This window comes from Aquamicrobium terrae (genome assembly GCF_040545735.1).
Classification (GTDB): domain Bacteria; phylum Pseudomonadota; class Alphaproteobacteria; order Rhizobiales; family Rhizobiaceae; genus Mesorhizobium; species Mesorhizobium terrae_A.
Genome location: NZ_JBEPML010000011.1, coordinates 120,560 through 145,344, shown reverse-complemented (window position 1 = coordinate 145,344; position 24,785 = coordinate 120,560). Strand labels below are relative to the sequence as shown.

27 protein-coding genes are annotated in these 24,785 nt (G+C 65.8%); 4 read left to right on the top strand and 23 right to left on the bottom strand.

Annotated features, from left to right (window positions below; genetic code table 11):
- Nucleotides 1–14 precede the first annotated feature (14 nt).
- The 11 genes from rnhA to coxB all read right to left on the bottom strand — a co-directional run bounded on the left by rnhA (nt 15) and on the right by coxB (nt 9,187).
- Complete coding sequence (rnhA, locus tag ABID37_RS16480) at nt 15–539, bottom strand: ribonuclease HI (protein ID WP_354196698.1); 525 nt, start codon at nt 537–539, stop codon at nt 15–17.
- Nucleotides 536–1,498: a homoserine kinase gene (locus tag ABID37_RS16475; RefSeq protein WP_354196696.1), complete on the bottom strand. Its 963-nt coding sequence runs from the start codon at nt 1,496–1,498 to the stop codon at nt 536–538. Before ABID37_RS16475 ends, rnhA begins: the two co-directional genes overlap by 4 nt.
- A 9-nt stretch (nt 1,499–1,507) precedes the next feature.
- Nucleotides 1,508–2,542 carry a 4-hydroxy-3-methylbut-2-enyl diphosphate reductase gene (gene ispH / locus ABID37_RS16470; RefSeq protein ID WP_354196694.1) on the bottom strand — a complete coding sequence of 345 codons (1,035 nt, stop codon included), beginning with the start codon at nt 2,540–2,542 and terminating at the stop codon, nt 1,508–1,510.
- A gap of 132 nt (nt 2,543–2,674) precedes the next feature.
- A complete protein-coding gene (locus tag ABID37_RS16465) occupies nt 2,675–3,439 on the bottom strand; it encodes an SURF1 family protein (protein ID WP_435521572.1) in 765 nt (254 codons plus the stop codon).
- Entirely contained in the window at nt 3,436–3,843 is a 408-nt protein-coding gene (locus tag ABID37_RS16460) for a DUF983 domain-containing protein (RefSeq protein ID WP_354196692.1), read from the bottom strand. The genes ABID37_RS16465 and ABID37_RS16460 overlap by 4 nt, the downstream gene beginning before the upstream one ends.
- Nucleotides 3,844–3,927: 84 nt before the next feature.
- A complete protein-coding gene (locus ABID37_RS16455; RefSeq protein WP_354196690.1) occupies nt 3,928–4,806 on the bottom strand; it encodes a cytochrome c oxidase subunit 3 in 879 nt (292 codons plus the stop codon).
- Between the two features lies 1 nt (nt 4,807).
- On the bottom strand, nt 4,808–5,437 hold the full coding sequence (locus tag ABID37_RS16450) for a cytochrome c oxidase assembly protein (RefSeq protein WP_354196688.1): 630 nt from the start codon (nt 5,435–5,437) through the stop codon (nt 4,808–4,810).
- A gap of 8 nt (nt 5,438–5,445) precedes the next feature.
- Nucleotides 5,446–5,604 (bottom strand): cytochrome c oxidase system small membrane protein, encoded by a 159-nt coding sequence (locus tag ABID37_RS16445; RefSeq protein ID WP_354196686.1) that lies wholly within the window; start codon nt 5,602–5,604, stop codon nt 5,446–5,448.
- 4 nt (nt 5,605–5,608) lie between these two features.
- Nucleotides 5,609–6,562: a heme o synthase gene (locus ABID37_RS16440; protein ID WP_354196684.1), complete on the bottom strand. Its 954-nt coding sequence runs from the start codon at nt 6,560–6,562 to the stop codon at nt 5,609–5,611.
- A 74-nt stretch (nt 6,563–6,636) separates the two neighbouring features.
- Entirely contained in the window at nt 6,637–8,283 is a 1,647-nt protein-coding gene (ctaD, locus tag ABID37_RS16435; RefSeq protein ID WP_354196682.1) for a cytochrome c oxidase subunit I, read from the bottom strand.
- A gap of 37 nt (nt 8,284–8,320) precedes the next feature.
- Nucleotides 8,321–9,187: a cytochrome c oxidase subunit II gene (gene coxB / locus ABID37_RS16430; RefSeq protein ID WP_354196680.1), complete on the bottom strand. Its 867-nt coding sequence runs from the start codon at nt 9,185–9,187 to the stop codon at nt 8,321–8,323.
- A 337-nt stretch (nt 9,188–9,524) separates the two neighbouring features.
- On the opposite strand from coxB, the gene ABID37_RS16425 reads away from it, so the two are divergent.
- The 3 genes from ABID37_RS16425 (at nt 9,525) to blaOXA (ending at nt 12,376) form a co-directional block, all read left to right on the top strand.
- Complete coding sequence (locus ABID37_RS16425) at nt 9,525–10,049, top strand: invasion associated locus B family protein (RefSeq protein WP_354196678.1); 525 nt, start codon at nt 9,525–9,527, stop codon at nt 10,047–10,049.
- Nucleotides 10,050–10,142: 93 nt separating this feature from the next.
- Nucleotides 10,143–11,555, top strand: coding sequence for a metalloprotease TldD (gene tldD, locus ABID37_RS16420; RefSeq protein WP_354196676.1), 1,413 nt, complete (start codon nt 10,143–10,145; stop codon nt 11,553–11,555).
- Complete coding sequence (blaOXA, locus tag ABID37_RS16415; RefSeq protein ID WP_354196674.1) at nt 11,555–12,376, top strand: class D beta-lactamase; 822 nt, start codon at nt 11,555–11,557, stop codon at nt 12,374–12,376. Before tldD ends, blaOXA begins: the two co-directional genes overlap by 1 nt.
- A gap of 9 nt (nt 12,377–12,385) precedes the next feature.
- On the opposite strand, the gene ABID37_RS16410 is transcribed toward blaOXA, so the two are convergent.
- The 10 genes from ABID37_RS16410 to ABID37_RS16365 all read right to left on the bottom strand — a co-directional run bounded on the left by ABID37_RS16410 (nt 12,386) and on the right by ABID37_RS16365 (nt 20,998).
- Entirely contained in the window at nt 12,386–12,895 is a 510-nt protein-coding gene (locus ABID37_RS16410) for an RES family NAD+ phosphorylase (RefSeq protein WP_354196672.1), read from the bottom strand.
- Nucleotides 12,888–13,259, bottom strand: a complete 372-nt coding sequence (locus ABID37_RS16405) for an antitoxin Xre/MbcA/ParS toxin-binding domain-containing protein (protein WP_354196670.1) — start codon at nt 13,257–13,259, stop codon at nt 12,888–12,890. Before ABID37_RS16405 ends, ABID37_RS16410 begins: the two co-directional genes overlap by 8 nt.
- Before the next feature lie 313 nt (nt 13,260–13,572).
- Nucleotides 13,573–14,814 (bottom strand): class I SAM-dependent RNA methyltransferase, encoded by a 1,242-nt coding sequence (locus ABID37_RS16400; protein ID WP_354196668.1) that lies wholly within the window; start codon nt 14,812–14,814, stop codon nt 13,573–13,575.
- Nucleotides 14,811–15,575 carry a TlyA family RNA methyltransferase gene (locus tag ABID37_RS16395; protein WP_354196666.1) on the bottom strand — a complete coding sequence of 255 codons (765 nt, stop codon included), beginning with the start codon at nt 15,573–15,575 and terminating at the stop codon, nt 14,811–14,813. Before ABID37_RS16395 ends, ABID37_RS16400 begins: the two co-directional genes overlap by 4 nt.
- A gap of 41 nt (nt 15,576–15,616) precedes the next feature.
- Nucleotides 15,617–15,901 carry a hypothetical protein gene (locus ABID37_RS16390; RefSeq protein WP_354196664.1) on the bottom strand — a complete coding sequence of 95 codons (285 nt, stop codon included), beginning with the start codon at nt 15,899–15,901 and terminating at the stop codon, nt 15,617–15,619.
- Nucleotides 15,902–16,061: 160 nt separating this feature from the next.
- Nucleotides 16,062–17,990: a 1-deoxy-D-xylulose-5-phosphate synthase gene (gene dxs / locus ABID37_RS16385; protein ID WP_354196662.1), complete on the bottom strand. Its 1,929-nt coding sequence runs from the start codon at nt 17,988–17,990 to the stop codon at nt 16,062–16,064.
- Nucleotides 17,991–18,101: 111 nt separating this feature from the next.
- Nucleotides 18,102–19,022, bottom strand: a complete 921-nt coding sequence (locus tag ABID37_RS16380; RefSeq protein ID WP_354196660.1) for a pirin family protein — start codon at nt 19,020–19,022, stop codon at nt 18,102–18,104.
- A 115-nt stretch (nt 19,023–19,137) separates the two neighbouring features.
- On the bottom strand, nt 19,138–19,389 hold the full coding sequence (locus tag ABID37_RS16375) for an exodeoxyribonuclease VII small subunit (RefSeq protein ID WP_354196658.1): 252 nt from the start codon (nt 19,387–19,389) through the stop codon (nt 19,138–19,140).
- 4 nt (nt 19,390–19,393) lie between these two features.
- Nucleotides 19,394–20,323: a histone deacetylase family protein gene (locus ABID37_RS16370; RefSeq protein WP_354196656.1), complete on the bottom strand. Its 930-nt coding sequence runs from the start codon at nt 20,321–20,323 to the stop codon at nt 19,394–19,396.
- A 63-nt stretch (nt 20,324–20,386) separates the two neighbouring features.
- Entirely contained in the window at nt 20,387–20,998 is a 612-nt protein-coding gene (locus ABID37_RS16365; RefSeq protein WP_354196654.1) for a TetR/AcrR family transcriptional regulator, read from the bottom strand.
- A 133-nt stretch (nt 20,999–21,131) separates the two neighbouring features.
- On the opposite strand from ABID37_RS16365, the gene ABID37_RS16360 reads away from it, so the two are divergent.
- Complete coding sequence (locus tag ABID37_RS16360) at nt 21,132–22,352, top strand: MFS transporter (RefSeq protein ID WP_354196652.1); 1,221 nt, start codon at nt 21,132–21,134, stop codon at nt 22,350–22,352.
- Nucleotides 22,353–22,404: 52 nt separating this feature from the next.
- On the opposite strand, the gene ribB is transcribed toward ABID37_RS16360, so the two are convergent.
- A complete protein-coding gene (gene ribB / locus ABID37_RS16355; RefSeq protein ID WP_354196650.1) occupies nt 22,405–23,499 on the bottom strand; it encodes a 3,4-dihydroxy-2-butanone-4-phosphate synthase in 1,095 nt (364 codons plus the stop codon).
- Between the two features lie 125 nt (nt 23,500–23,624).
- Nucleotides 23,625–24,734 carry a chorismate synthase gene (gene aroC, locus ABID37_RS16350; protein ID WP_354196648.1) on the bottom strand — a complete coding sequence of 370 codons (1,110 nt, stop codon included), beginning with the start codon at nt 24,732–24,734 and terminating at the stop codon, nt 23,625–23,627.
- Nucleotides 24,735–24,785: the final 51 nt, after the last annotated feature.

Below are 24,785 nucleotides of genomic sequence, written 5' to 3'. Positions count from 1 at the left end.
CGGGAAACCGACCCTCAGTAGCTCTGCGATGACCGGCGCGGCTTTGCCCGTGCCGGTTTTTCCATATCCGGTTTCGGCACCGCGGCCGCAGTCCGCACGGGCCCTTTCTTGAACGGGGCCATGCCCTCGCGGGCCAATTCGTCGGCGCGCTCGTTCTCGGCATGGCCGGCATGGCCCTTGACCCAATGCCACGTCACCTTGTGGCGGCGGCGGGCCTCGTCCAGCGCCTGCCACAGTTCCATGTTCTTGACCGGCTTGTTGTCCGCCGTCTTCCAGCCCCTGCGCTTCCAGCCGTCGATCCAGCTTGAAATGCCGTCCTTCACATAGTTGGAATCGGTGTGCAGATCGACCTCGCACGCCTCCTTCAGCGCGTTCAGCGCCGAAATCGCGGCCATCAGCTCCATGCGGTTGTTGGTGGTCTGCGCCTCGCCGCCCGACAATTCGCGGGTCGCGCCGTTGAAGCGCAAAATGGCGCCCCAGCCGCCGGGCCCCGGATTGCCGGAGCAGGCCCCGTCGGTGAAAATCTCCACGCGCTTCATGACAGTCCATATTCCTGCGGCGAGACGATTGCGCGATGGAAGCGCATCTTGCGGATATATTCGGCAGGATCGCGCTTGATGACGAGATCGCCGGACGGCCCGTGCAGCCAGTCATAGAGCCGGGTCAGCATGAAACGCAGGGCCGAGCCGCGCGCCAGCATCGGCAGCGCCTGCTTCTCGGCTTCCGTCAGCGGCCGCACGCTCTGGTAGCCGGCGAGCAGGGCCGAACCCTTGGTGATGTTGTAGGAAAAATCCTTCTCGAAGCACCAGGCGTTGAGGCAGGTGGCGAGATCGTAGGCAAGCAGGTCGTTGCAGGCGAAATAGAAATCGATCAGCCCCGACAGCTTCTCGCCGAGGAAGAACACATTGTCGGGGAACAGGTCGGCATGGATGATGCCGCTCGGCAGATCGGCAGGCCAATCCCGTTCGAAGGCAGCGAAATCGGCATCGACCTCGCGCGCCAGGCCGGCCTCGACCTCGTCGGCGCGCTCCCGCGAGGCCGCCCACAAATCGCGCCAGCCGTCGAGCGCCAGCGCGTTCGGGCGCGTCATCGGAAAATCGGCGCCCGCCAGATGCATCGACGCCAGCACCCTGCCCACCTCCCGGCAATGCGCGGCCGCCGGGCGGCGCGGCCACATGCCTTCGAGAAAGGTGATGATGGCGGCCGGCCGGCCAGCCAGCATGCCGATGATCCCGCCATCGTGGCGGTGCACCGGCAGGGGGCAGGAAATGCCCTTGCCCGCCAGATGGTCCATCAGGCCGAGGAAGAACGGCAGATCGGACTTCTCCACACGCTTCTCGTAGAGGGTGAGGATGAAGGAACCGGCGCTGGTGTGCAGCAGGAAGTTGGAATTCTCGGTTCCCTCGGCGATACCCTTGTAGGACAGCAGTTCGCCGACCGGATAGTCGCGCAGGAACGCGCCCAGCTCACCCTCGGTGACATCGGTGTAGACGGCCATGCCTGCCTGCTATCTCTCGCCGTTGACGAAGGCCATGTCGGCCGGGGTGAGCTCCACATCGCGCAGCACGCGCATCACCGGAAAGTCCTCGGTCTCGGTTGCGGTGACGGCGAGGTCCACGGTGACATCGAACCGGGCGCGGAAGGCATCGATGATCTCGTCGACGATGATTTCGGGGGCCGACGCGCCGGCCGAAAGCCCGAGCGTGGCGATGTCGCCGATCTCGTTCCACGGTATCTCGCTGGCGCGCTGCACCAGCAGCGACATGCGCGCGCCTGCGCGCTCCGCCACCTCGACCAGCCGGCGCGAGTTGGACGAATTGGGCGCCCCGACCACCAGATAAAGATCGGCGCCGGGCGCGGTTTCCTTCACCGCCTCCTGACGGTTGGTCGTCGCGTAGCAGATCGACTCGGCCGCCGGCGCCTGCATGGCCGGAAAGCGCTCCTGCAAGGCTTCCAGGATATGGGCCGTGTCCTCGACCGATAGCGTGGTCTGGGTGACGAAGCCCAGCGCCTCCGGATCGGCCGGCACGAAGGTGCGCGCATCGTCTTCCGTGTCGATCAGCGTCACCGCGCCTTCGGGCAATTGCCCCATCGTGCCGATGACCTCAGGGTGGCCGGCATGGCCGATCAGCAGCACATGGCGGCCATGGCGATGATGGCGGATCGCCTGCTTGTGGACCTTGGAGACCAGCGGGCAGGTGGCGTCGAGATAGAAGAGATTGCGCTCCACCGCATCGGCCGGAACCGATTTCGGCACGCCATGGGCAGAGAACACCACGGGGCAGTGATGGTGATCGTCCGGGATCTCGCTGAGTTCCTCGATGAACACGGCGCCGAGATTCTGCAAGCCTTCGACCACATAGCGATTGTGCACGATCTCATGGCGCACATAGACCGGCGCGCCGTATTTCTTGAGCGCCAGCACCACGATCTGGATCGCCCGATCCACGCCCGCGCAGAACCCGCGCGGTTGGCAGAGCCGGATCGTCAGCGGCGGCTTGGTCTCGGTCGTTGCGGCCTCGGCCGGTCTGGTCTGAAGCATCTTGTCCTTGCTCTGTTCGCAATTCCCGGCGCAAGGGCATTGCGCATCCTTGCCGGAACTGCTCCAGCCTGTCAGCCCGACATGGGCGAGCATGGCCATCCTGTCAAGGGCGGCGCGGCGCGCCAGCCCCCGTCAGCGCCGCGGAGACCTCCGCCGTCCGGCCCACGACACCAGGAGCACGCCGGCGAGCGCCGCGGCGAGCCCATACCACGTCACCGCATATTGAAGGTGATTGTTGGGCAGGTCGATCAACGTGACCCCGCCCACCGGCCAGCCGCCGGGATTGGGCGCGGCGTCGGCATCGACGAAGAACGGCACCAAGGCATAGCCGGAAGGCAGGCCGGCGGACGCCGCCATGACGTCGCGGTCCTTCCAGTAGAAGACGTTCTTGGCGAGATCGTTGTCCGGCATCATGCCGGACGGCTTTTCCGACAGCGGGTTGCGGGCGAGACCGGTGACCGAAACCGTGCCCGGCACCTGGCCCTCGGCGCGGCTCGACGCGTCCTTCATGCCGTAGGGCACGAAACCACGGTTCACCAGCAGGAAGTGGCCATCCTCCAGCCGCAGGGGGGTGTAGACGAAGAAACCCGCCTGCCCTTTCCACGTCGCAAGGAAATGCCGCTCCCCCTCATGGAGGAAGCTGCCGGTGACGGTGACAGGAACATAGTCCACGTCGCCGGTCTGCGCGAAAAGCCGCTCCGCCTCGGTCAGCGATATCGGGGCGGCGTGCATGCGCTGGTCGATGGTGGCCAGCAGGGATTCCTTCCAGTGAAGGCGCTGCACCTGCCATGTGCCCAGCGCAAGGAGCACGGCCATGGCGGCGATGCCCAGCACGCCCGCCAGCCACATGCGGCCGCGCGAGGGCGTCTTGACGCTGGCTTCCTGCGTTCCGTTCATTCGTCCCGGTCCAGCCGGCCCTGGGCCGCCTTGTTGGCATATTGCAGCGTCAGCAGGATGCCCTTGATCCAGCGCAGCGACAGCAATCCCAGGGCGAGGGACAGCGGAATCCAGAGCAGGAAATGAATCAGCAGCGTCGGGCTGTAGGTCACCTCCACCCAAAGGGCGAGGCCGACGACGATGAAGCCGATGATGAGGATGACGAACACCGCCGGCCCGTCACCCGCATCGGCATAGGAATAGTCGAGGCCGCAACTCGTGCATTCCTTGCCGACCGCGAGGAAACCCGAGAACAGCCGCCCCTCCCCGCAACGCGGGCAGCGCCCGGCCAGTCCGGCGCGCACCGGGTCGACAGGCGCCCACAGCGCCTTGTCCCCACCGGACGGATTTCCTTCATTCGACATGGATCGATCCTATCACCCCGAACCGGCAAAAGATAAGGCGGCCACGTTGCCGCAGCCGCCCTTGTCGATGCTATCCGCTTCCCCTCAGTGGACGGCGATGGTCGCGCCGACCGAAGCCCAGACATAGATGGTGGCGAACAGGAACAGCCACACCACGTCAACGAAGTGCCAGTACCAGGCGGCGGCCTCGAGCCCGAAATGCTGCTTCGGGGTGAAATCGCCGCGGATGGCACGGATCAGGCACACGATCAGGAAGATGGTTCCGACGATGACGTGGAAGCCATGGAAGCCGGTCGCCATGAAGAAGGTGGCGCCGTAGATCGAGTCCTTGAAGTTGAACGGGGCGTGCACGTACTCGTAGGCCTGCACGAAGCTGAACAGGATGCCGAGCGCCACGGTGATCGCAAGACCGGTGATCAGGCCCTTGCGGTCATTGTGCAGCAGGGCGTGGTGCGCCCAGGTCAAGGTGGTGCCCGAGAGCAGCAGGATGATGGTGTTGTAGAGCGGCAGGTAGAAGGGGTCGAGCACCTCGATGCCCTTCGGCGGCCAGATCCCGCCCGTATATTCGGCGCGCGCATACTGCGCCGCCTCGCCGGGGAACAGGCTGGCGTCGAAGAAGGCCCAGAACCAGGCGACGAAGAACATCACCTCGGAGGCGATGAACATCATCATGCCGTAGCGCAGGTGCAGCGACACGACGCGGGTGTGGTGGCCCTCATGGGCTTCCTTCACCGTGTCCGACCACCAGCCATACATGGTGTAGAGCACGATCAGCAGGCCGATGAAGAACAGCCACGGCGACGCCATGTTGACGCCGAAGATCGGGAACTCGTTGCCCTTCAGGTATTGCATCCAGAAGACGCCGCCGACGCACATGACAAGGGCGCCGAGCGAGCCCAGGGCCGGCCAGGGGCTCGGATCGAGGATATGATAGTCGTGTTGTTTCGCGTGCGCTTCAGCCATATCAGCCCCCGACATTTGCTTCGGTGTTCGTGGTGGGTTGGTTGTCCGTGTCGATCGAGCCCGTCGTCACCGGTTCGGCCGCGTCGATCGGGAACATGGTGTAGGACAAGGTGATGGTCTTCACGTTCTTCAGTTCCGGCGCATCGACGATGTCCGGATCGACGAAGAAGATCACCGGCATGTCCATCGTCTCGCCCGAAGCGAGCGTGGTGTCGGTGAAGCAGAAGCACTCGACCTTGTTGAAATAGGCGCCGGCCGCTTCCGGCGTGACGTTGAAGGTGGCGCGGCCGCCGGTCGGCTTGGGCGCCAGATTGGTGGCGGTGTAGTGCGCCTGGGCGGTCTCGCCGATCTTGACGGTGACCGAGCGATCGACCGGCGCAAACTTCCACGGCACGCCGCCGGCCGTATTGGCGTCGAAGCGGATGGTAATGTCGCGGTCCAGCACCCGGTCGGAATATTGCGTCACGCGCTGCGTGGTGCCGCCATAGCCGGTGACCTGGCAAAACAGCGTGTAGAGCGGCACGGCCGCGTAGGCCATGCCGACCATGCCGCAGAAGAAGGCGACACAGAACCCCGCGATCCTACGGTTGCTTTTCTGGCGGCCTTCGTCCGTTTGTGGCGCGCTCGTCATCTATCGCCTCACAATGGTCTGTTCAGCACGGCGGGGCCGAACTTCGCCAGGGTCGCCACATAGAATATGACGACCAGCGCGGCCAGCGCGAGCCCGATGGCGATCGACCGCCGGCGCCGCGCCTTCTTCTGCTGTTCGGTCAGGTCGACCGTTTCAAGCTTGTCCATGACGCTATGCTCCCATGCCGGCCATGGAGCCCATCATCTCGGCGACGACGCGGTCACCGAGATAGGCGGCGAAGATCACGAAGAGATAGATCAGCGAGAAGCCGAACAAGGCCTTGGCCGGCGCCATGGCCTTGTCTTCGTCGGACATCTTCAGGACGCCCCACGCATACCAGACGAAGCCGGCGCCCAGCCCGAGCGAGACCAGACCATAGAACAGGCTGGTGTAGCCGAGCAGCCAGGGCGCCACGCCGACCGGGGCCAGAAGCAGCGCATAGGCGAAGATCTGGCGGCGCGTCGAGGCATGGCCGGCCACGTTGGGCATCATGGGAATGCCGGCGCGCTCGTAGTCGCCCGACTTGAACAGGGCCAGCGCCCAGAAATGCGGCGGCGTCCACAGGAAGGTGATGAGGAAGAGGATGACGCTTTCCAGGCCGATCGTGCCGGTGGCGGCGGCCCAGCCGATCATGGGCGGGAAGGCGCCGGCCGCGCCGCCGATGACGATGTTCTGCGGCGTCCAGCGCTTCAGCCACATGGTGTAGATGACGGCGTAGAAGAAGATGGTGAAGGCCAGCAGCGACGCCGACAGCCAGTTGACCAGCACGCCGAGCGTCATCACCGACAGCACGGACAGCACCAGGCCGAAGCCGAGCGCCTCGCCCGCGGTGACGCGCCCCGAAGGCACCGGCCGCTTGGCGGTGCGGCTCATCACCTTGTCGATGTCGGCGTCGTACCACATGTTGAGCGCACCGGAGGCCCCGGCGCCGATGGCGATCGACAGGATGGCGATCATGGCCAGCAACGGGTTCATCGCACCCGGCGCGGCGACGAGCCCCACCACGGCCGTGAACACGACCAGCGACATCACCCGCGGCTTGAGCAGCGCGATGTAGTCGCCCGGCGTCGCTTCCGACATGCGCAGGGGCGCTTCGTCAATGCATCTATCGTCGATCAGGGCCATGCGTACTCAAAAGTCCGATCATTCCGTGTGGCCAAACCGCCGGCCGGAGCCGGCGGTTCGCATCATGGTCCGTATCAGCGGATACGGGGCAACTGCTCCCACTGGTGGTAGGGCGGCGGCGAAGGAAGCTGCCACTCCAGCGTGGTGGCCCCCTCGCCCCACGGGTTGGCACCGGCCACCCGCTTCTTCTGGAAGGCCTCGAAGATGCCGAACAGGAAGATCAGCACGCCGATGCCGGAGATGTAGGAGCCGTAGGAGGACACCATGTTCCAGCCGGCATAGGCATCCGGATAGTCGATGTAGCGGCGCGGCATGCCCGACAGACCGAGGAAGTGCTGCGGGAAGAACAGGATGTTCACGCCGATGAAGGTGACCCAGAAGTGGAGGCGGGCGATCGCCGGCGAGTACATGTAGCCGGTCATCTTCGGGAACCAGTAGTACCAGGCGGCGAAGATGGCGAACACGGCACCCAGCGACAGCACGTAGTGGAAGTGCGCGACCACGTAGTAGGTGTCGTGCAGCGAGCGGTCGAGGCCCGCATTGGCGAGCTGCACGCCCGTCACGCCGCCGACGGTGAACAGGAAGATGAAGCCGATCGCCCACAGCATGGGCGTGCGGAAGGAGATCGAGCCGCCCCACATCGTCGCGATCCACGAGAAGATCTTGATGCCGGTGGGCACCGCGATGACCATGGTGGCGAAGGTGAAGTAGCGCTGGGCGTTCAGCGAAATGCCCGAGGTGAACATGTGGTGCGCCCACACCACGAAGCCGACGGCGCCGATCGCGACCATGGCGTAGGCCATGCCGAGATAACCGAACACCGGCTTGCGCGAGAAGGTCGACACGATGTGGCTGACGATGCCGAAGCCCGGCAGGATCAGGATGTAGACCTCGGGATGACCGAAGAACCAGAACAGGTGCTGGAACAGGATCGGGTCGCCGCCGCCCTCGGGCGAGAAGAACGCCGTGTCGAAGTTGCGGTCGGTGAGCAGCATGGTGATGCCGCCGGCCAGAACCGGGAGCGACAGCAGCAGCAGGAAGGCGGTGATCAGCACCGACCACGCGAACAGCGGCATCTTGTGCATGGTCATGCCGGGCGCGCGCATGTTGAAGATGGTGGTGATGAAGTTGATGGCGCCGAGAATGGACGACGCACCGGCGATGTGGAGCGCCAGGATGGCGAAATCCATGGCCGGGCCGGGCTGGCCGGCGGTCGAGAACGGCGGATACATCGTCCAGCCGCCGCCGACGCCATGGGCGCCCGGGGCGCTCGGAACGAAGAACGAGATCAGCAGCATGAGCAGCGCCGGAGGCAGCAGCCAGAACGAGATGTTGTTCATGCGCGGGAACGCCATGTCCGGCGCGCCGATCATGATCGGGATCATCCAGTTGGCGAAGCCGCCGATCAGCGCCGGCATGACCATGAAGAAGATCATGATCAGCGCGTGCATGGTGGTGAAGACGTTGAACATGTGCTTGCCGGCATCCAGCGCGGCAGCGCCTTCCACGCCGTAGACCATCGAGGCGAGGCCGTGGAAGATCTGGATACCCGGCTCGGCCAGCTCCCAGCGCATCATGATCGACATGAAGCCGCCGATGATGCCCGAGATGATCGCGAAGATCAGATAGAGCGTACCGATGTCCTTGTGGTTGGTCGAGTAGACCCAGCGAACCCAGCCACGCGGGGCGTGGTGCTCGTCATGTGTTGCAGTATGTGCCATTTTCGGCTCCGTTACCTTGTATACCTGGGTTGCGGGCTCAGTTCGCGGCCGCCAGCTTGCTGGCCGCTTCGATCTGCGCGGTCAGCGCCTTGTTGGCGGCGGGCAGATCGGCCTTGGCCGCAGCCTGCCAGGTCTCGTACTGCTCGGGCGACACGACACGGATGGCGATCGGCATGAAGGCGTGGTCCTTGCCGCACAGCTCGGAGCACTGGCCGTAATAGAAGCCTTCCTTCTCGACCTTGAACCAGACCTCGTTGATGCGGCCGGGGACGGCGTCGGTCTTCAGGCCGAAGGCCGGCATGGCGAAGGCATGGATGACATCGGAAGCGGTCACCAGCACGCGCACCATGGTGTTGGCCGGAACGACCAGCTCGTTGTCCACGGCGAGAAGGCGCGGATAGACCGCCTTGTCTTCCTTGCCGGCGGCCGCGCGATCCTCTTCCGCCAACATGGCGGAGTTGAACGAAAGCGCATCCTCGGTCTGGTACTCGTAGTCCCAGTTCCACTGGTTGGCCGTCGCCTTGATGGTCAGCTTGGCCTCTTCCGGCGGCGTGTACTGGTTGGTGAGGAGCTGGAAGGAGGGAACGGCCAGCAGGAGCAGGATCAGCACCGGCCCGACGGTCCAGATCACCTCGATCACCGTGTTGTGGCTGGTGCGCGAGGGAACGGGATTGGCGCTCGCGCGGAACCTGACGATGCAATAGGCGAGCAGCACCAGCACCAGAAGCGTGATCGGGATGATGAAGGCGAGCGTGTACCCTTCGAACCAGGTGATCTGCTGCATGATATCGGTGGCAGCAGGCTGGAACCTCATTTCCCACTCGGCCGGCTGAGCCGCCCAGGCGGACGTTGCGGCAAACAATGCGGCGGCAGCACCGAGTCCCCCTGCAATGGATCTTTTCATCGCCCTAATCATCTCCCTTGCTCGCACACATGCAAATATGCTGCGAGAATAATCCAATTGATGCCGGAACGGGAATCCCGGCAGTCGATGCTGGTTCAAACCATACTCTGTTTCCCTCCGCAAGGAAGGACAGGGCTCATCCATGCGGCATTTTTGCGCGCGGCATCAAGGCGGTGTCGCCTTTATGATGGCGGATTCTTGCCGACAGCCGTCGGCGAGGGCAAAATAGAAGTGAAAAACCGCATTATTGCCGCAGTCGGGAGCGATTGGGCCGGTTCGCGTCCTTCCGCTCGGCCCCCGCGCGGCTTAAAGTGAGGCGATTCGCAGTGGAGCCGTCATGAAGTCTTGGGTTTCGGGAACCTTGGCGAAGGTCATCTTTCTCGCCGCCACGCTGGGGGCGGCATCCGTCACGGGTCCTGCCCTGGCGCAGCAGAGCGGCACGGTGCGGTCCACGCACGGCGCCTGGTCGATCATCTGCGACACGCCGGCGGGTGCCACCACCGAGCAATGCGTGATGATGCAGAACGTCGTCGCCGAAGACAGGCCGGAAATGGGCCTGTCCGTCGTCGTGCTGCGCACGGCCGACAACAAGGCGGAAATCCTGCGCGTGCTGGCGCCGCTCGGCGTGCTCCTGCCCAACGGGCTCGGCCTCAATGTCGACGGCAAGGATATAGGCCGCGCCTATTTCGTGCGCTGCTTCCAGGACGGCTGCTATGCCGAGGTGATCCTCGAAAAGCAGTTGCTGGATACGCTGAAGGCGGGCGCCGCGGCCACCTTCATCATCTTCCAGACCCCGGAAGAAGGCATCGGCATCCCGGTCGACCTCAAGGGCTTCGCCGACGGGTTCGCGGCCCTTCCCTGACCGGCCGCGCCTGACGCGCCCTCTTTCGCGAACATTGCCGAACGGGTTTCGCGCGCCTACATGGCAGCGAGACCCTTATCCCGAGGACGCGCCATGACCAGCCTGCTTTCCCAGTTCGACATTTCCGACGAGCGCATCCGCAAGCTCGTCGCCGACACGCTGCATGGCGCCGACGACGGCGAGCTGTTCCTCGAGCACAGCGAAAGCGAATCCCTGCTGTTCGACAATGGCCGCCTCAAGACCGCCAATTTCAACACCGACCGCGGCTTCGGCCTGCGCGCGGTGGCCGGCGAGGCGACCGGCTACGCCCATTCCAGCGAGCTTTCCCATGCCGCGCTGATGCGGGCCGCCGACGCCGTGGCAACCGTCAAGAGCGGCCATGAGGGCACGTTGGCCGAAGCGCCGGCGCGCACCAATCGCCATCTCTACGGCGACGAAAACCCGATCCCCACGCCCGGCTTCGAGGCCAAGGCGAAGCTCCTGCAGGAGATCGACGCTTATCTGCGCAACGCCGATCCGCGCGTGCGGCAGGTGACAGCATCGCTCGCCTCCTCCTGGCAGCATGTGGAAATCCTGCGCGGCGACGGGCAGGTGGTGCGCGACATCCGCCCGCTGGTGCGCATGAACGTGGCCGTGGTGGTCGGTGACGGCGACCGGCAGGAAAGCGGCTCCTACGGCACCGGCGGCCGCAGGTCCTTCGGGGAATTCCTTACGGAGGAAAACTGGAAATATTCGGCAGGCGAGGCACTGCGCCAGGCGCTGGTCAACCTGGAGGCGGCGCCGGCCCCGGCCGGCACGTTCGACATCGTGCTGGCCAATGGCTGGCCCGGCGTGATGCTGCACGAGGCGGTCGGCCACGGGCTGGAAGGCGATTTCAACCGCAAGAAGACCTCGGCCTTCGCCGGGCTGATGGGAAGCCAGGTGGCCGCCAGGGGCGTCACCGTCGTCGACGACGGCACCATCGCCGAACGGCGCGGCTCGATCACCGTGGACGACGAGGGCACACCCAGCGCGCACAACGTGCTGATCGAGGACGGCAAGCTGGTCGGCTACATGCAGGACCGGCAGAACGCCCGCCTGATGGGCATGAAGGCGACCGGCAACGGGCGGCGCGAGGGTTATGCGCACCAGCCCATGCCGCGCATGACCAACACCTACATGATGTCCGGCGACAAGACCCCGGAAGACATTATCGCCTCGGTGAAGAAGGGCGTCTATGCCGTCTCCTTCGGCGGCGGCCAGGTGGACATCACCTCCGGCAAGTTCGTGTTCGGCTGCACCGAGGCCTATATGATCGAGGACGGCAAGGTGACCCAGCCGATCAAGGGCGCCATGCTGATCGGCAACGGCCCGGACGCGATGCATCGCGTCAGCATGATCGGCAACGACATGAAGCTCGACACCGGCATCGGCAATTGCGGCAAGGCCGGCCAATGGGTGCCGGTCGGCGTCGGCCAGCCGCATCTGCGCATGAACCAGATGACGGTCGGCGGCACGCAAACCTGATGGCACGCATAAGGACGTTCGCAATCGTGCTGGGGGCCGTGCTTGCGGCCCTTACCGTTTCTCCGGCACGGGCGGCTGTGGTCTGCACGGTGATCGCCGATGCCCGCACCGGGAGCGTGCTGCTGAGCGAAGGCCGGTGCGAAGACCGGGTCACGCCCGCCTCCACATTCAAGATCGCCCTGGCGGCAATGGGCTACGATTCCGGGTTTCTGGTGGATGCCGGCAATCCGGCGCTGCCCTTTCGCCGGGGCTATCCGGACTGGGGCGGCGATGTCTGGCGCAGGCCCACCGATCCTGCCGCCTGGATGCGCCATTCGGTAGTCTGGTACTCGCAGCAGATCACGCGCGAGCTGGGTGTTGAAAGGCTGCGCGGCTACGGCCGGCGCTTCGCTTATGGCAATGCCGATTTTTCGGGAGACGCCGGGAAGAACAATGCGCTGGAACGCGCATGGATCTCCTCCTCGCTGACCATCTCTCCTCTCGAGCAGACCGTTTTCCTGCGCAAGCTGATTACCGGGCAATTGCCGATCTCGCCCGACGCCGTGGCAAAGACCATGGCGATCGTCGAAAGCAGCGAGGTATCCGATGGATGGCGGATTTCCGGCAAGACGGGATCTGCATACCCTCGAAAGGCCGACGGGGCCTTTGATCGCGCCCGCATGTGGGGCTGGTATGTCGGCTGGGCGAGCAAGGACGGCGTAACACTGGTGTTCGCGCGCCTCGCTCAGGACGAGCAGCGCGAAAAACGCTCGGGAGGCCTGCGCGCGCGGGACGCATTGCTGGCCGAATGGGGCGCGCTGGCCGCGCGGGCGCGTCGGTAAGGCAGGGACCTACAGCCAGGAAGCGGCCGATTTCGGCAGCCTGTGGTCCGGATCGATGACGTCAAGCCGAGGCGCGCCCTTGTCGTTCCAGCGCCACAGCGCCACGCAGGTGCCGCCCGGCGACATGAAGGACGGATAGATAACGCCGTCCCACCCTTGCCGGAGCAGTTTCGCGCGCAGCCTGTGGGTCTCGGGAACCTCGCCGCGGTCGATCATGTCGCGCCACTCGCAGGCATGGATCGCCGGCGTTGCGCCAACCGCCTCCAGCGTTTCGGCATCGGTGAGGTCGGCAAGCCTCGCGCCCGTCAGTTCCAGTTGGGCGATCAGCGCCGGATGCTGGACAAAGCCCTGATTGTATTCGGCCCAGGCCGTGGAAAGCTCCCGCGCGGCATAGATGGCCGACGCGCCGACCGGGTTCCAGCGCCCTCCGAAGCGGGAGGCGCCTTCGCCCGACAGGGGCATATGCGCCCATTGCGGCACGAAGGCACGCCACAGGGTGAGCGGCGCCCTGTCAGGCATAGACGCCGGAGCGGACGGCCTCCAGATAGGCAAGCACCTTGTCGGCCTTGCCCTCGCGCACGAGGTCGTAGGCGGTCTTGCCGGCCCAGCCGGGTATGGGCTGGTGCTTGAACCAGATCGCGGCGCGGCGCTCGTCTCCCGCCATTTCCTCAGCCATCGTCAGTATGCGCACGACGGGGCTCAGCGCGGCATCCACCTTGCGCGCGCCGGCCTTGGCGGCCAGCGTGTTGCGGGCGACACCGATGAGCGCGGCCAGTTCCGAAAGCGTGACGCCGAGCAGTTCCGCCACGCGGCGCGGCGACAGGAAGGGTGTGTTCCCCTCACCGAAGCGCGAAGCCGGGCTGTCCAGGACTATGGAGGTCATGATGCACCCTCCTTTCAGGTTTTGAATATTTCCTGCTTAAAATAGGCGCAATCCATGCGCAGTTCAAGCACAAGGCGGAAATGGCTTGATGGACCGGCAAAGAGAACCCCTCATCCGTCGCCTGCGGCGACACCTTCTCCCACAAGGGGAGAAGGGGGAGCAGGCATTCCCGTCCAAGCCAATCTCAAGGCGATGATTTGCACCGACGCCGGCGCAACGCTTCCCCTTCTCCCCTTGTGGGAGAAGGTGGCCTCGCGCAGCGAGGTCGGATGAGGGGGAGCGGACGAGAGGTAGCCGGGAAACCAACCTGCCCTCACCGCCTTTTCTTCGGCTTCTCCAGCAGGGCCACCGCCTCGACATGCGGCGACCACAGGAACTGGTCGATCGGCGTCACCCGCTTGAGCCGGTAGCCACCGGCCAGCAGGATCGCCAGATCGCGGGCGAGCGTGGCGGGGTTGCAGGACACCGCCACGACCAGCGGTACGTCCGAACGTGCGATCTGGCGGCACTGGTCCTCCGCGCCGGCACGCGGCGGGTCGAAGACCAGCCCGTCGAAACCGTTCAATTCCTTGAAGGTAAGCGGGCGGCGGAACAGGTCGCGCTTTTCCGAGGTCACGCGCTTGAGGCCGGAAGCGAAGCGGAAGCCGCGATCCAGCGCGGCAAGGGCAGCGCCATCGCCTTCCACCGCATGCACTTCCGATTTCATCGCCAGCCGCAGCGCGAAGCTGCCGCAGCCAGCAAAGAGATCGGCAACCTTCTTCGCCCGGGCCAGATGCTGGCCGGCCAGATCGGCCATGGCCTGCTCGGCCGGCTCGGTGGCCTGGAGGAACGAACCGGGCGGCACCGGAACCGCCGCCGTGCCGAACATGACCACCGGCTTCTTCGGCTCGATGATGATCTCGCCATCCACCGAAAGCCGCGCCAGCCCATGATGGATGACGAAATTGGAGGCGATCTGGCGCTGGCGTTCGCCCATGCGTCCCGAATCGGAAGCGGCAATATCGAGACCGGAGGCCGTCACGGTGACGGCCATGTGGAACGGCCTGGACGTCGCGCAGATCAGGCTTGCCAGTTCGCGCAGCGTATCCAGCGCACCGACGATCTGCGGCAGCGCGATCGGACATTCGTCGAGATCGACGATCTGCGTCGACATGTGGCGGTTGAAGCCGAGCAGCAGGCCGGCTTCGGTGCGCCGGGCGCTCAGCGTGACCCGGCGGCGCGTATGAGGCGCGCAGGGCACAAGGTCGTCCACCTCGCATTCGATGCGCGCGGCCCTCAACGCATGCACCACCTTGTCGCGCTTCCAGGCGCGATAGGCCCCGGCCTCCAGATGCTGCACGGCACAGCCGCCGCAATCGCCGAAATGACGGCACGCCGGCTCGATCCGGAGCGGCGATTTTTCGAGCACCGCCATCAGCGTGGCGCGGTCACGCTCGCGGGCGGCGGTCACCACCTCGCCGGGCAGGGTGAAGGGAATGAACACCGGCCCGGTTTCGGTATTGGCCACGCCGTCGCCCTGCGCGCCCAGCCTGTCGATGGTGAAGCGCACGCTCATCGATCCTTCACTCCACCCAGCAGGAATTCGCGGTTGCCGTCGCCCCCCTCGATGGGCGATGGGGAGAGGCCGAACGCGCGCCAGCCCGGCTGCGCATCCAGCCAGTCGCGCAAGTCTATGGCGACACGCTCCGCATCGTCCGGGTTCTTCAAAAGGCCACCCTTGCCGATGGCCTCCCTGCCCGCCTCGAACTGCGGCTTGACCAGCAGCACCGCCCTCGCCCCCGGCGCGGCCAGTTCCAGCGCCGGCGGCAGGGCAAGTTTCAGCGAGATGAAGCTGACGTCGGAGACGATGAAATCCGGGATGCGGCCGCCGAGATCGGCTGCGGTGAGGTCGCGGGCATTCAGTCCCTCGATCGAGGTCACGCGCGGATCGGCGGCGATTTCGGCGCGCATCTGGCCATGGCCGACATCGATCGCCGTGACATGGGCGGCGCCGCGCTCCAGCAGCACCTGCGTGAAGCCGCCCGTCGAGGCGCCAATGTCGAGCGCCTCCGCGCCGGCCGGGTCGAAGCCGAAGCAGTCGAGCCCGGCGATCAGCTTGAGCGCCGCGCGCGAGACATAGGTGCGGGCCGGATCGTCGATTTCTATCGCGGCATCGGTGGCGACAGTCCGCCCGGGCTTGGCCGCGGCTTCGCCATCGACGCGCACGGTGCCGCGCTCGATCGCATCGCGGGCGCGGGATCGGCTGGCGAACAGGCCGCGCTCGACGAGCAGTTCATCGAGCCGCAGCCGCCGGCTGGCTGGTGCTTCGGGCTTCATCCGCCTTCATTGGCGAAAGGCGGACGCGAACGCAAGCGCCGTCAGCGCGCCTTCGTGCTTTGCGGGGCCGCCGGGGCCTCCTCGCGATAGCGGCCATAGTGCAGCACCTTCAGCGGTTCGCGCGTCTTCTGCCGAAGCGCCGTCTCCCGCGACACGAGCAGCGGCTCCTCGCCGGGCCTGAAACCGCCGCGCAGGTCCCCCATCTTCGCGGCCAGGATCTCGCGCGCCGCCTCGTCGATGCGGCTGTCGAGGCGCGATTCGGCAGCGCTCTGTGCCGCCGCCAACAGGATCACCAGACTGTAGAAAAACGCTTTCACTGCCACCATGCCCTTTACCCGGGCCAGAGCTAGCAGCGCGGCGTTGAGATTCGACCAACAGCGAGGGTAAGCGAAACGCCAAAAACAAGCGTAAACAGAAGGTTACGACGGAAACGGCAGGAATTGATTCAGGCCGTTCACGCATCGATTCAAAAACGCTGCGCCAACATCAGGCACGCTGGACGCTTTCCACGTGGCCAAGTGCTGCAAAGACGGTGCGCACGATGCCGGAACAGTCGAGCCCGGCCTCGGCATACATTTTTTCCGGTTTGCCGTGATCTGTGAACGCGTCCGGCAGCACCAGCGGGCGCACTTTCAGGCCGCTTTCCAGAAGCCCTTCATGGGCAAGGAGGTGGAGAACCTGCGTGGCGAAGCCGCCGATCGCGCCCTCCTCCACCGTCACCAGAATCTCGTGCTCGCCCGCCAGCCGGCGCACAAGGTCCTCGTCCAGCGGCTTGGCGAAACGTGCATCGGCCACGGTGGTGGAAAGGCCGGCCGCGTCCAGCGCCTCGGCGGCCAGAAGGCAATCCGCCAGCCGCGTCCCGAAGGACAGCAGCGCCACGCGCGTGCCCTGCCGCACGATGCGACCCTTGCCGATGGCCAGCACCTCGCCGCGTTCGGGCATGTCGACGCCGACGCCGTTGCCGCGCGGATAGCGGAAGGAGATCGGCCCCTCGTCATAGGCCGCGGCGGTGCGTACCATGTGCCTCAGCTCCGCCTCGTCGGCGGCCGCCATCACCACGAAGCCGGGCAGCGAGGCGAGGAAGGTCGTGTCGAAGGCGCCGCAATGGGTCGGGCCGTCTGCGCCGACGAAACCGGCGCGGTCGATGGGAAAGCGCACGGGCAGCTTCTGGATCGCCACGTCGTGCACGACCTGGTCGTAGGCGCGTTGCAGGAAGGTGGAATAGATGGCGGCGAAGGGGCGATAGCCTTCGGTGGCAAGGCCCGCAGCGAAGGTCACGGCATGCTGCTCGGCGATGCCCACGTCGAAGGTGCGGCTCGGGAACGCCTCGCCGAACAGATCGAGCCCGGTGCCCGAGGGCATGGCGGCGGTGACGGCGACGATTTTCTCGTCCTCGCGCGCTTCCCGGATCAGGCTTTCGGCGAACACTTTCGTATAGGCCGGCGCGTTGGCGGGGGCCTTGGCCTGCGCGCCGGTGATGACGTCGAACCTGTTGACGCCGTGATACTTGTCGGCAGCGGCCTCGGCCGGCGCGTAGCCCTTGCCCTTTTGCGTCACCACATGGATGAGCACCGGCCCCTCGCCATGGTCGCGCACATTCTTCAGCACCGGCACCAGATGCTCCAGATTGTGCCCGTCGATAGGGCCGATGTGGAAGAATCCCATCTCCTCGAACAGCGTGCCGCCGGTGACATAGCCGCGCGCATGTTCCACCGCGCGGGTGATGGCCCGGTCGGCCCGCTTGCCGAGATAGGCGGTCAGCTTCTTGCCGAGTTCGCGAAAGCCCTGGTAGGTGCGCCCCGAAGCCAGCCGCGCCAGATAGGCGCTCATCGCCCCGCTCGGCGGCGCGATCGACATGTCGTTGTCGTTGAGGATGACGATCAGCCGCGAGCCCAGCGCGCCGGCATTGTTCAGCGCCTCATAGGCCATGCCGGCCGACATGGAGCCGTCGCCGATGACGGCGATGACGTTGTTGCGCCCGCCGGCGAGATCGCGCGCCACCGCCATGCCGAGCCCGGCCGAGATGGAGGTGGAGGAATGCGCCGCGCCGAACGGGTCGTATTCGCTCTCGTCGCGCTTGGTGAAACCGGAAAGCCCGCCCTCCTGCCGCAGCGTGCGGATGCGGTCGCGGCGTCCGGTGAGGATCTTGTGCGGATAGGTCTGGTGCCCGACATCCCAGATCACCCGGTCGCGCGGGGTGTCGAACACATAATGCAGCGCCACGGTCAGTTCGATGACGCCGAGGCCGGCGCCGAGATGCCCCCCGGTGCGCGACACCACGTCGATGGTCTCGCGGCGCAATTCGTCGGCCAGTTGCGGCAGGGCGCTTTCGGGAAGGTTTCGCAGGTCCGCCGGAATGCGAACCTTGTCGAGAAGCGGCGTCTCAGGAAGCGGCGGCTGGGGTCCGGCGTTCATCGGCTGCTACCTCCCGAAGCTGATGCACGCAGCCGGCATAGGACGGCAGGGCGGGAATGTAAACGCGCAGGAGGTCGCGAAGGGTGAAACGGCCGCGCCTGGAAACGTCTCTCAGCCCTGCGGCAGCGGCACGAACTCCTCCTCGTCGCCGGGCACGATGTCGAAGCGGCCGGTGCGCCATTCCTCCTTGGCCTGCTCGATGCGTTCCTTGGAGGACGACACGAAATTCCACCAGATGTAGCGCTTTGAACCGAGGGAATCGCCGCCGAACAGCATGAAATGCGCGCCGCGCTCCGAGGACACGACGATCTCATCGCCGGGCTTGAACACCAGCAGGCGGTCGGCCGGGAAGGTGTCGCCGGATATGGAAACCTCGCCGTCCAGCGTGTAGATGGCGCGCTCCTCGGCGTCCTGCGGTATTCTCACGCTCGCCCCGGCGTCGAGCCGGACATCGGCATAAAGCGTCTTCGAGGCCACCTTGACGGGCGAATGCATGCCCTCGAAGGAGCCGATCACCACCCGGCCCTTCACGCCGTCCGCCTCGAAGCGCGGCAGCTCGGCCTTCACCGTGTGATCGAACAGGGGCTCGACCTCTTCCTTGTCGTCCGGCAGGGCGAGCCAGGTCTGGAGGCCCGACACCGACATCGGCGCGCCGCGCAGTTCCTCCGGCGTGCGCTCCGAATGGACGATGCCGCGCCCGGCCGTCATCAGGTTCACGTCACCCGGCTCGATCACCATTTCGGTGCCGAGCGAATCGCGGTGCCTGATCTTGCCGTCGAACAGATAGGTGACGGTGGAAAGGCCGATATGGGGATGGGGCCGCACGTCCAGCGCGTCGCCCGCCCTCAATATGGCGGGGCCCATGCGGTCGAAGAAGATGAAGGGGCCGACCAGCCGCCGGCGGGCGGTCGGCAAGGCGCGCCGCACCTGGAACCCGTCGATGTCGCGGGCATTCGGGATGACCATGAGTTCGATCTGGTCGCAGGCGAAAGCATCGCCGACATTGGGGTCGTTTCCGGGAAAAAAGCTCATTGCCGGCCTCCAGGATTGGGGTTCGAACCCGCAATCTAGGCCCCGACCGGACGAACGGAAAGCGGCTGGAAGGCTACGGACCGTTCAATTTACCGCAACCTACCCCGGGCCGGCCCTATTCCCCGTCCAGCGGCTCGGTCCCGGCGGGCTTGCCGTCGCGGGCAAGCCGGATCTTCTCCACCTTGTCCTCGGCCGCCTTCAGCAGCCGGTCGCAATGGGCCTTCAGCGCCTCGCCACGCTCGTAGATGCGGATCGACTGGTCGAGCGGCACCTCGCCGCGCTCCAGGTCCTCGACGATCTTCTCCAGCGCGTCCAGCGCCTGCTCGAAGCTCATCGACTTCACGTCTTCGTTGGCCGAAGCATCCATAAGTTCATCCCTTCATCAGGCGGCCGACATGGGCCGCGACCGAAAACGCCAATCCTTGCAGATCGTAGCCGCCTTCCAGCAGGCTCACGAGACGGTTCTCGCAATGGCGGCCGGCGCGTTCCAGCAGATAGCCCGTCGCCCAGTCGAAATCGTCCTCATCCAGGTTGATGTCCGCCAGCGGATCGCGGCGGTGGGCATCGAAACCGGCCGAGATGATGATGAGATCGGGCCTGAAATCGTCCAGCCGGGGCAGGATACGGGTGCCGAACGCCTCGCGGAACGCCGCCGAGCCGGAGCCGGGAGACAGCGGCACGTTGACGACATTGCCCATGCCGCCGGTCTCGTTGCGCGAGCCGGTGCCCGGAAACAGCGGCAGCTGGTGCGTCGAGCAGTAGAGCACCGTGGGATCGTCCCAGAAGATGTCCTGCGTGCCGTTGCCGTGGTGCACGTCCCAGTCGACGATGGCGACCCGCTCGGCGCCGTGCTTCTTCTGGGCATGGCGGGCTGCGATCGCCGCGTGGTTGAACAGGCAAAAGCCCATGGCCCTCGTCTTCTCGGCATGGTGGCCGGGCGGGCGCGAGGCCACGAAGACATTGTCCGCCCGTTCCTCGAACACATCGTCCACCGCGGCATTGGCCGCGCCGATCGCCGCCATGACCGCCTGCCAGCTCTTCGGGCTCAGCACGGTGTCGCCATCGATATGGCCGATGCCCTCCGCCGGCACCGCGGCGCGGATGCGCTCCACATAGTCTTGCGGGTGCGCGTAGAGGATCGTCGCCTCGTCGCCTTGCGGCGCCTCGACCCGGTCGAGCCCGTCGAACGGCTCCTCCATCAGCACCCGCTCGATGGCGCGCAGCCGGTCGGGCCGCTCCGGATGCCCGGGCGGCGTCAGATGCTCCAGATAGATCGGATGGGTATAGAGACGGGTCGTCATTCGACCTGATATAGGCTCACGCACGACATTTGGCCATGCCGGAAACCGCAGTGCAGCGCTCCGTCAACAGTCGGGATCGGTCGCCGCCGGGCTGACCAGCAATCCATTCAGAATCGTCTTGAAAGCCGCAACCGCCTTCTCGGCGGTGGCTGCGGGATCGGGTGCGTTGGCAATCCATTGGGCCGCGTATGTGGAGGCGCCGGTGACTAGCCGGGCTGCCGCTTCCGGATCCATCTGGCGCACGATGCCCTCCTCCTGAAGCGCCTTGATGCTGGAGGAGATCACCTCCACGCAGTTCAGCGCAGTCGGCCAGGCCGAGGGGTCGCCCAGCACGGAAGGCCCGTCCCGGAGCACGATGCGCTGTATCTCCGGCTCCAGCGCCATCTTCAGGTAATTGACGTTCTGGTCCACGAAGCGCTGCCAACGGCTCGCCGCCCTGCCCGAGATAACGGCCAGCCGCTCCGTCATTTCGGCATCGATCTCGGTAATGACGGCGAGCAACAGGCCCTTCTTGTCGCCGAAGTGATGGTAGAGGGCGCCGCGGGTCAGTCCGGCCTCGGCCGTGAAGTCGTCCATCGACGCCCCGGCATAGCCCTTTTCGCCGAACGCCTTGCGGGCGGCAGTGATCAGCTTGGCGCGGGTCTCAGCGATCATCTCCGAGCGTGGTCTGTGCATTCTTCCTCATCCATTCACATACGTAACGTATGCCAATTGACATACGGCGCGTATGTCTTTATCTGAAATCACATACGCCACGTATGCAAGAACATGTAAGTGGCGCTCCGCAAAATGTCGAGGAGTCTTCCAGATGTCCAACCCCTATCGCGAGATATTCCGCGCGCCCGGCGCAAAAGGCTTTGCCGCTGCCGGCTTCATCGCGCGCCTGCCTATCGCCATGGCGCCAATCGGCATCGTGGCCATGCTGTCGCAGACCCACGGCGAATACTGGCTGGCCGGAGCCGTCTCCGCGACCTATGCGCTGACGAACGCCTTTCTGGCGCCGCAGATCTCGCGACTGGTCGACCGCGCCGGCCAGACGGCGGTGGTCGCGCCGGCCACAGCGGTTTCCGTGATCGCCTTCGTCCTGCTGATCGTGGCGGCCAATCAGGATTGGCCGGTGTGGACGCTGTTCGTGTCGGCGCTGCTGGCCGCGGCGATGCCCAGCATACCGGCAATGGTGCGGGCGCGGTGGACCGAGATTTTCCGGGACAGGCCCGAACTGTATACGGCCTTCGCCTTCGAATCCGTAGCGGACGAGCTGGTCTATATTGCAGGCGCATCGCTGTCGGTGGGCCTGAGCGTGGCCCTGTTTCCCGAAGCGGGGATGCTGGCAAGCACGCTGTTCCTGGCCGCTGGTACGGCGGCATTCATCCTGCAACGTTCGACGGAGCCGCGCCTGCGGCAATCGGCGAACGGTTCCGGAGGTTCGGCCATCCGCTTCCGTCCGGTCCAGATCATCACCCTTGCCCTGATATTCGTCGGCGTCATTTTCGCCACAGCGGAGGTAAGCACGGTCGCGATGACCAAGGAACTCGGCCAGCCGGGTGCCGCCAGCCTCGTGATCGGCGTCTATGCCCTCGGCTCGTTCATCCTCGGCCTGATCGTGGGAGCCCTCAACCTGACCATGCCGCTGCCCCGCCGGCTCGTCATATCGGTGGCCGCCATCGCCTTGACGACAGTGCCGCTGCTGTTCGCCGACACGGTGCAGCTGCTGGCCGTGACCGTATTCATAAGCGGGCTTGCGATCTCGCCGACCTTCATCACCGCCTTCGGCCTGATCGAGCGTCGCGTGCCCGAATCGATGCTGACCGAAGGAATCACTTGGGTGATGACGGGCATCGGCATCGGCATGGCGCTCGGAGCATTCGCGGCCGGCTGGGTCGTCGACGCTTTCGGCGCGCGCAGCGGCTTCTGGGTGTCGGTCGTGGCCGGCTTCGCATCGCTGCTGACCGTGCTTCTGGGCCAGAGGAGCCTCGCCGGAGGCCGGCAGGAGATGCCACGCGAGGCCCTGGCACAACCGGCGGAGTGACCCGCCGTCAAATCTGGCGGATCCCGGCGAAGCTGTCCGGGATCTGCTTCCTCTACCGGATTTCAGTCGAGACGATACGGATGCCGAAGCCTTCCAGCCCGATATAGTGGCGCTCGCGCGAGGCGATGAGGTTGATGGACGAAATGCCGAGATCCTTGAGGATCTGGGCGCCGAGCCCGATCTCGCGCCACTCGTTCTCGCGGCGGCGGGCCTCCTCATGATCCTCGCCCTCACCGCCCCGGCGCCGGCTTTCATGATGCGCCACGCCGACCGAGCCCTCGCGCAGATAGACGATGACGCCGCGCTTCTGCTCGCCCATGGTGCTCATGATGCCGTCCAGCCGGTGGCTGGTTCCGAACACATCCGCCACGACATTTTCCGGATGCAGGCGCACCGGCACCTCCTCGCCGTCGCGGATATCGCCGAAGACGAGGGCCAGATGCTGCATCGGGTCCCAGGGCAGCGTGTAGGCATAGAGCCTGGCCTTGCCGCCGGGCGTCTCGACATCGGTGCAGGCGACGCGCTCGACCAGCGTTTCCTGCCGCTGGCGATAGGCAATGAGATCGGCGACCGACACCTGCTTCAGGCCGTTTTCCTCGGCGAAAGCCTGCACCTGCGGCCCGCGCATCACGGTGCCGTCGTCGTTGACCAGTTCTGAAATGACGCCGACCGGCGGCAGGCCGGCAAGCTTGCACAGGTCGACAGCCGCCTCGGTATGGCCGGAGCGCATCAGCACGCCGCCCTCGCGGGCGATGAGCGGGAAGATGTGGCCGGGGCGCACGAAATCGGACGGGCCGACATTGCCGTTGGCGAGGTTGCGCACCGTCAGTGTGCGGTCGTCGGCCGAGATGCCGGTGGTGGTGCCGTGCTTGAAATCGACGCTGACGGTGAAGGCGGTGGTGTGGGCGGAATCGTTGTCGGCCACCATCGGCGCCAGGTTCAGCCGGCGCGCATCGTCGCGCAGCATGGGCGTGCAGACGATGCCGGAGGTATGGCGCACGATGAAGGCCATCTTCTCCGGCGTGCAGTGCACGGCCGCGACGATCAGGTCGCCCTCGTTCTCGCGCCCGTCATCGTCCATGACGACGACGATCTCGCCGCGCTCGAAGGCGCGGATGGCTTCGACGATCTTCTTCTGGTCGTACATGGGAGGCTCGCTTCGCTCGCAAGGCAGTAAGGCAGTAAGGCAGTAAGGCAGTAAGGCAGTAAGGCAGTAAGGGAATAGGGCTTTGGATGAAAGCGGGCAAGTGCCCGACATACTGCCCTCCTGCCTTACTCCCCTATTGCCTTCCCAGTCTGCCCCCTGTGGCGCAGATAATGATCGGCTATGGCGCAGGCAACCATGGCCTCGCCCACCGGCACGGCCCGGATGCCGACGCAGGGGTCGTGGCGGCCCTTGGTGCGCACTTCCACCTCGGCGCCGTCCTTGTCGATGGAGAGGCGCGGCGTCAGGATCGAGGAGGTCGGCTTCACCGCGAAGCGCGCGACGACCGGCTCGCCGGTCGAGATGCCGCCGAGAACGCCGCCGGCCTTGTTGGAGAGGAAACGCGGGCGACCGTCATTGCCCATGCGCATCTCGTCGGCATTTTCCTCGCCGGTGATGCGGGCGGCCTCGAAGCCGTTGCCGATCTCCACGCCCTTGACGGCGTTGATCGACATCAGGTTGCCGGCGATGTCCTGGTCGAGCTTGCCGTAAAGCGGCGCGCCAAGACCTGCCGGCACGCCTTCGGCCACGATCTCGACCACGGCGCCCACCGAGGAACCGGCCTTGCGGACGTCGTCCAGATAGGCGCTGAAAACCGGCACCGAGGCCGGATCGGGCGTGAAGAACGGGTTTTCCCCGTTCCGCACGAAGTCCCAGTCCCAGTTGGCGCGGTCGATGTCCTTCACGCCCATGGAAACCAGCGCCCCGCGCACCACGAGGCCCGGCACCACCTTGCGCGCCAGCGCACCGGCGGCGACGCGGGCGGCCGTCTCGCGGGCCGAGGAACGGCCGCCGCCGCGATGGTCGCGCAGGCCGTATTTCGCGTCATAGGTGTAGTCGGCATGGCCGGGACGGTACTGGCGGGCGATCTCGCCATAGTCCTTGGAACGCTGGTCGACATTCTCGATCATCATCGACACCGGCGTGCCGGTGGTGAGCATCGTCTCGCCGTCATCGTCGAGGATGAAACCCGACAGCACCTTGACCTGATCGGGCTCGCGCCGCTGCGTGACGAAGCGCGACTGGCCGGGACGGCGGCGATCCAGCTCGCCCTGGATGTCGGCCAGCGTGAAGCGGATGCCGGGCGGACAGCCGTCGACGACGCAGCCGAGCGCCGCTCCATGGCTCTCGCCCCAGGTGGTGACGCGGAACAGATGGCCGAACGTATTGTGAGACATCGGGAAGCCCTGCCCTGCGGGTCGAAGCCGGCAATGCCGGTTCAGTTCCTA

Excerpts from the sequence above, each read along its gene's own strand:
- rnhA (WP_354196698.1), bottom strand. The coding sequence starts at position 539 with ATGAAGCGCGTGGAGATTTTCACCGACGGGGCCTGCTCCGGCAATCCG.
- ABID37_RS16475 (WP_354196696.1), bottom strand. The coding sequence starts at position 1,498 with ATGGCCGTCTACACCGATGTCACCGAGGGTGAGCTGGGCGCGTTCCTG.
- ispH (WP_354196694.1), bottom strand. The coding sequence starts at position 2,542 with ATGCTTCAGACCAGACCGGCCGAGGCCGCAACGACCGAGACCAAGCCG.
- ABID37_RS16465 (WP_435521572.1), bottom strand. The coding sequence starts at position 3,439 with ATGAACGGAACGCAGGAAGCCAGCGTCAAGACGCCCTCGCGCGGCCGC.
- ABID37_RS16460 (WP_354196692.1), bottom strand. The coding sequence starts at position 3,843 with ATGTCGAATGAAGGAAATCCGTCCGGTGGGGACAAGGCGCTGTGGGCG.
- ABID37_RS16455 (WP_354196690.1), bottom strand. The coding sequence starts at position 4,806 with ATGGCTGAAGCGCACGCGAAACAACACGACTATCATATCCTCGATCCG.
- ABID37_RS16450 (WP_354196688.1), bottom strand. The coding sequence starts at position 5,437 with ATGACGAGCGCGCCACAAACGGACGAAGGCCGCCAGAAAAGCAACCGT.
- ABID37_RS16445 (WP_354196686.1), bottom strand. The coding sequence starts at position 5,604 with ATGGACAAGCTTGAAACGGTCGACCTGACCGAACAGCAGAAGAAGGCG.
- ABID37_RS16440 (WP_354196684.1), bottom strand. The coding sequence starts at position 6,562 with ATGGCCCTGATCGACGATAGATGCATTGACGAAGCGCCCCTGCGCATG.
- ctaD (WP_354196682.1), bottom strand. The coding sequence starts at position 8,283 with ATGGCACATACTGCAACACATGACGAGCACCACGCCCCGCGTGGCTGG.
- coxB (WP_354196680.1), bottom strand. The coding sequence starts at position 9,187 with ATGAAAAGATCCATTGCAGGGGGACTCGGTGCTGCCGCCGCATTGTTT.
- ABID37_RS16425 (WP_354196678.1), top strand. The coding sequence starts at position 9,525 with ATGAAGTCTTGGGTTTCGGGAACCTTGGCGAAGGTCATCTTTCTCGCC.
- tldD (WP_354196676.1), top strand. The coding sequence starts at position 10,143 with ATGACCAGCCTGCTTTCCCAGTTCGACATTTCCGACGAGCGCATCCGC.
- blaOXA (WP_354196674.1), top strand. The coding sequence starts at position 11,555 with ATGGCACGCATAAGGACGTTCGCAATCGTGCTGGGGGCCGTGCTTGCG.
- ABID37_RS16410 (WP_354196672.1), bottom strand. The coding sequence starts at position 12,895 with ATGCCTGACAGGGCGCCGCTCACCCTGTGGCGTGCCTTCGTGCCGCAA.
- ABID37_RS16405 (WP_354196670.1), bottom strand. The coding sequence starts at position 13,259 with ATGACCTCCATAGTCCTGGACAGCCCGGCTTCGCGCTTCGGTGAGGGG.
- ABID37_RS16400 (WP_354196668.1), bottom strand. The coding sequence starts at position 14,814 with ATGAGCGTGCGCTTCACCATCGACAGGCTGGGCGCGCAGGGCGACGGC.
- ABID37_RS16395 (WP_354196666.1), bottom strand. The coding sequence starts at position 15,575 with ATGAAGCCCGAAGCACCAGCCAGCCGGCGGCTGCGGCTCGATGAACTG.
- ABID37_RS16390 (WP_354196664.1), bottom strand. The coding sequence starts at position 15,901 with ATGGTGGCAGTGAAAGCGTTTTTCTACAGTCTGGTGATCCTGTTGGCG.
- dxs (WP_354196662.1), bottom strand. The coding sequence starts at position 17,990 with ATGAACGCCGGACCCCAGCCGCCGCTTCCTGAGACGCCGCTTCTCGAC.
- ABID37_RS16380 (WP_354196660.1), bottom strand. The coding sequence starts at position 19,022 with ATGAGCTTTTTTCCCGGAAACGACCCCAATGTCGGCGATGCTTTCGCC.
- ABID37_RS16375 (WP_354196658.1), bottom strand. The coding sequence starts at position 19,389 with ATGGATGCTTCGGCCAACGAAGACGTGAAGTCGATGAGCTTCGAGCAG.
- ABID37_RS16370 (WP_354196656.1), bottom strand. The coding sequence starts at position 20,323 with ATGACGACCCGTCTCTATACCCATCCGATCTATCTGGAGCATCTGACG.
- ABID37_RS16365 (WP_354196654.1), bottom strand. The coding sequence starts at position 20,998 with ATGCACAGACCACGCTCGGAGATGATCGCTGAGACCCGCGCCAAGCTG.
- ABID37_RS16360 (WP_354196652.1), top strand. The coding sequence starts at position 21,132 with ATGTCCAACCCCTATCGCGAGATATTCCGCGCGCCCGGCGCAAAAGGC.
- ribB (WP_354196650.1), bottom strand. The coding sequence starts at position 23,499 with ATGTACGACCAGAAGAAGATCGTCGAAGCCATCCGCGCCTTCGAGCGC.
- aroC (WP_354196648.1), bottom strand. The coding sequence starts at position 24,734 with ATGTCTCACAATACGTTCGGCCATCTGTTCCGCGTCACCACCTGGGGC.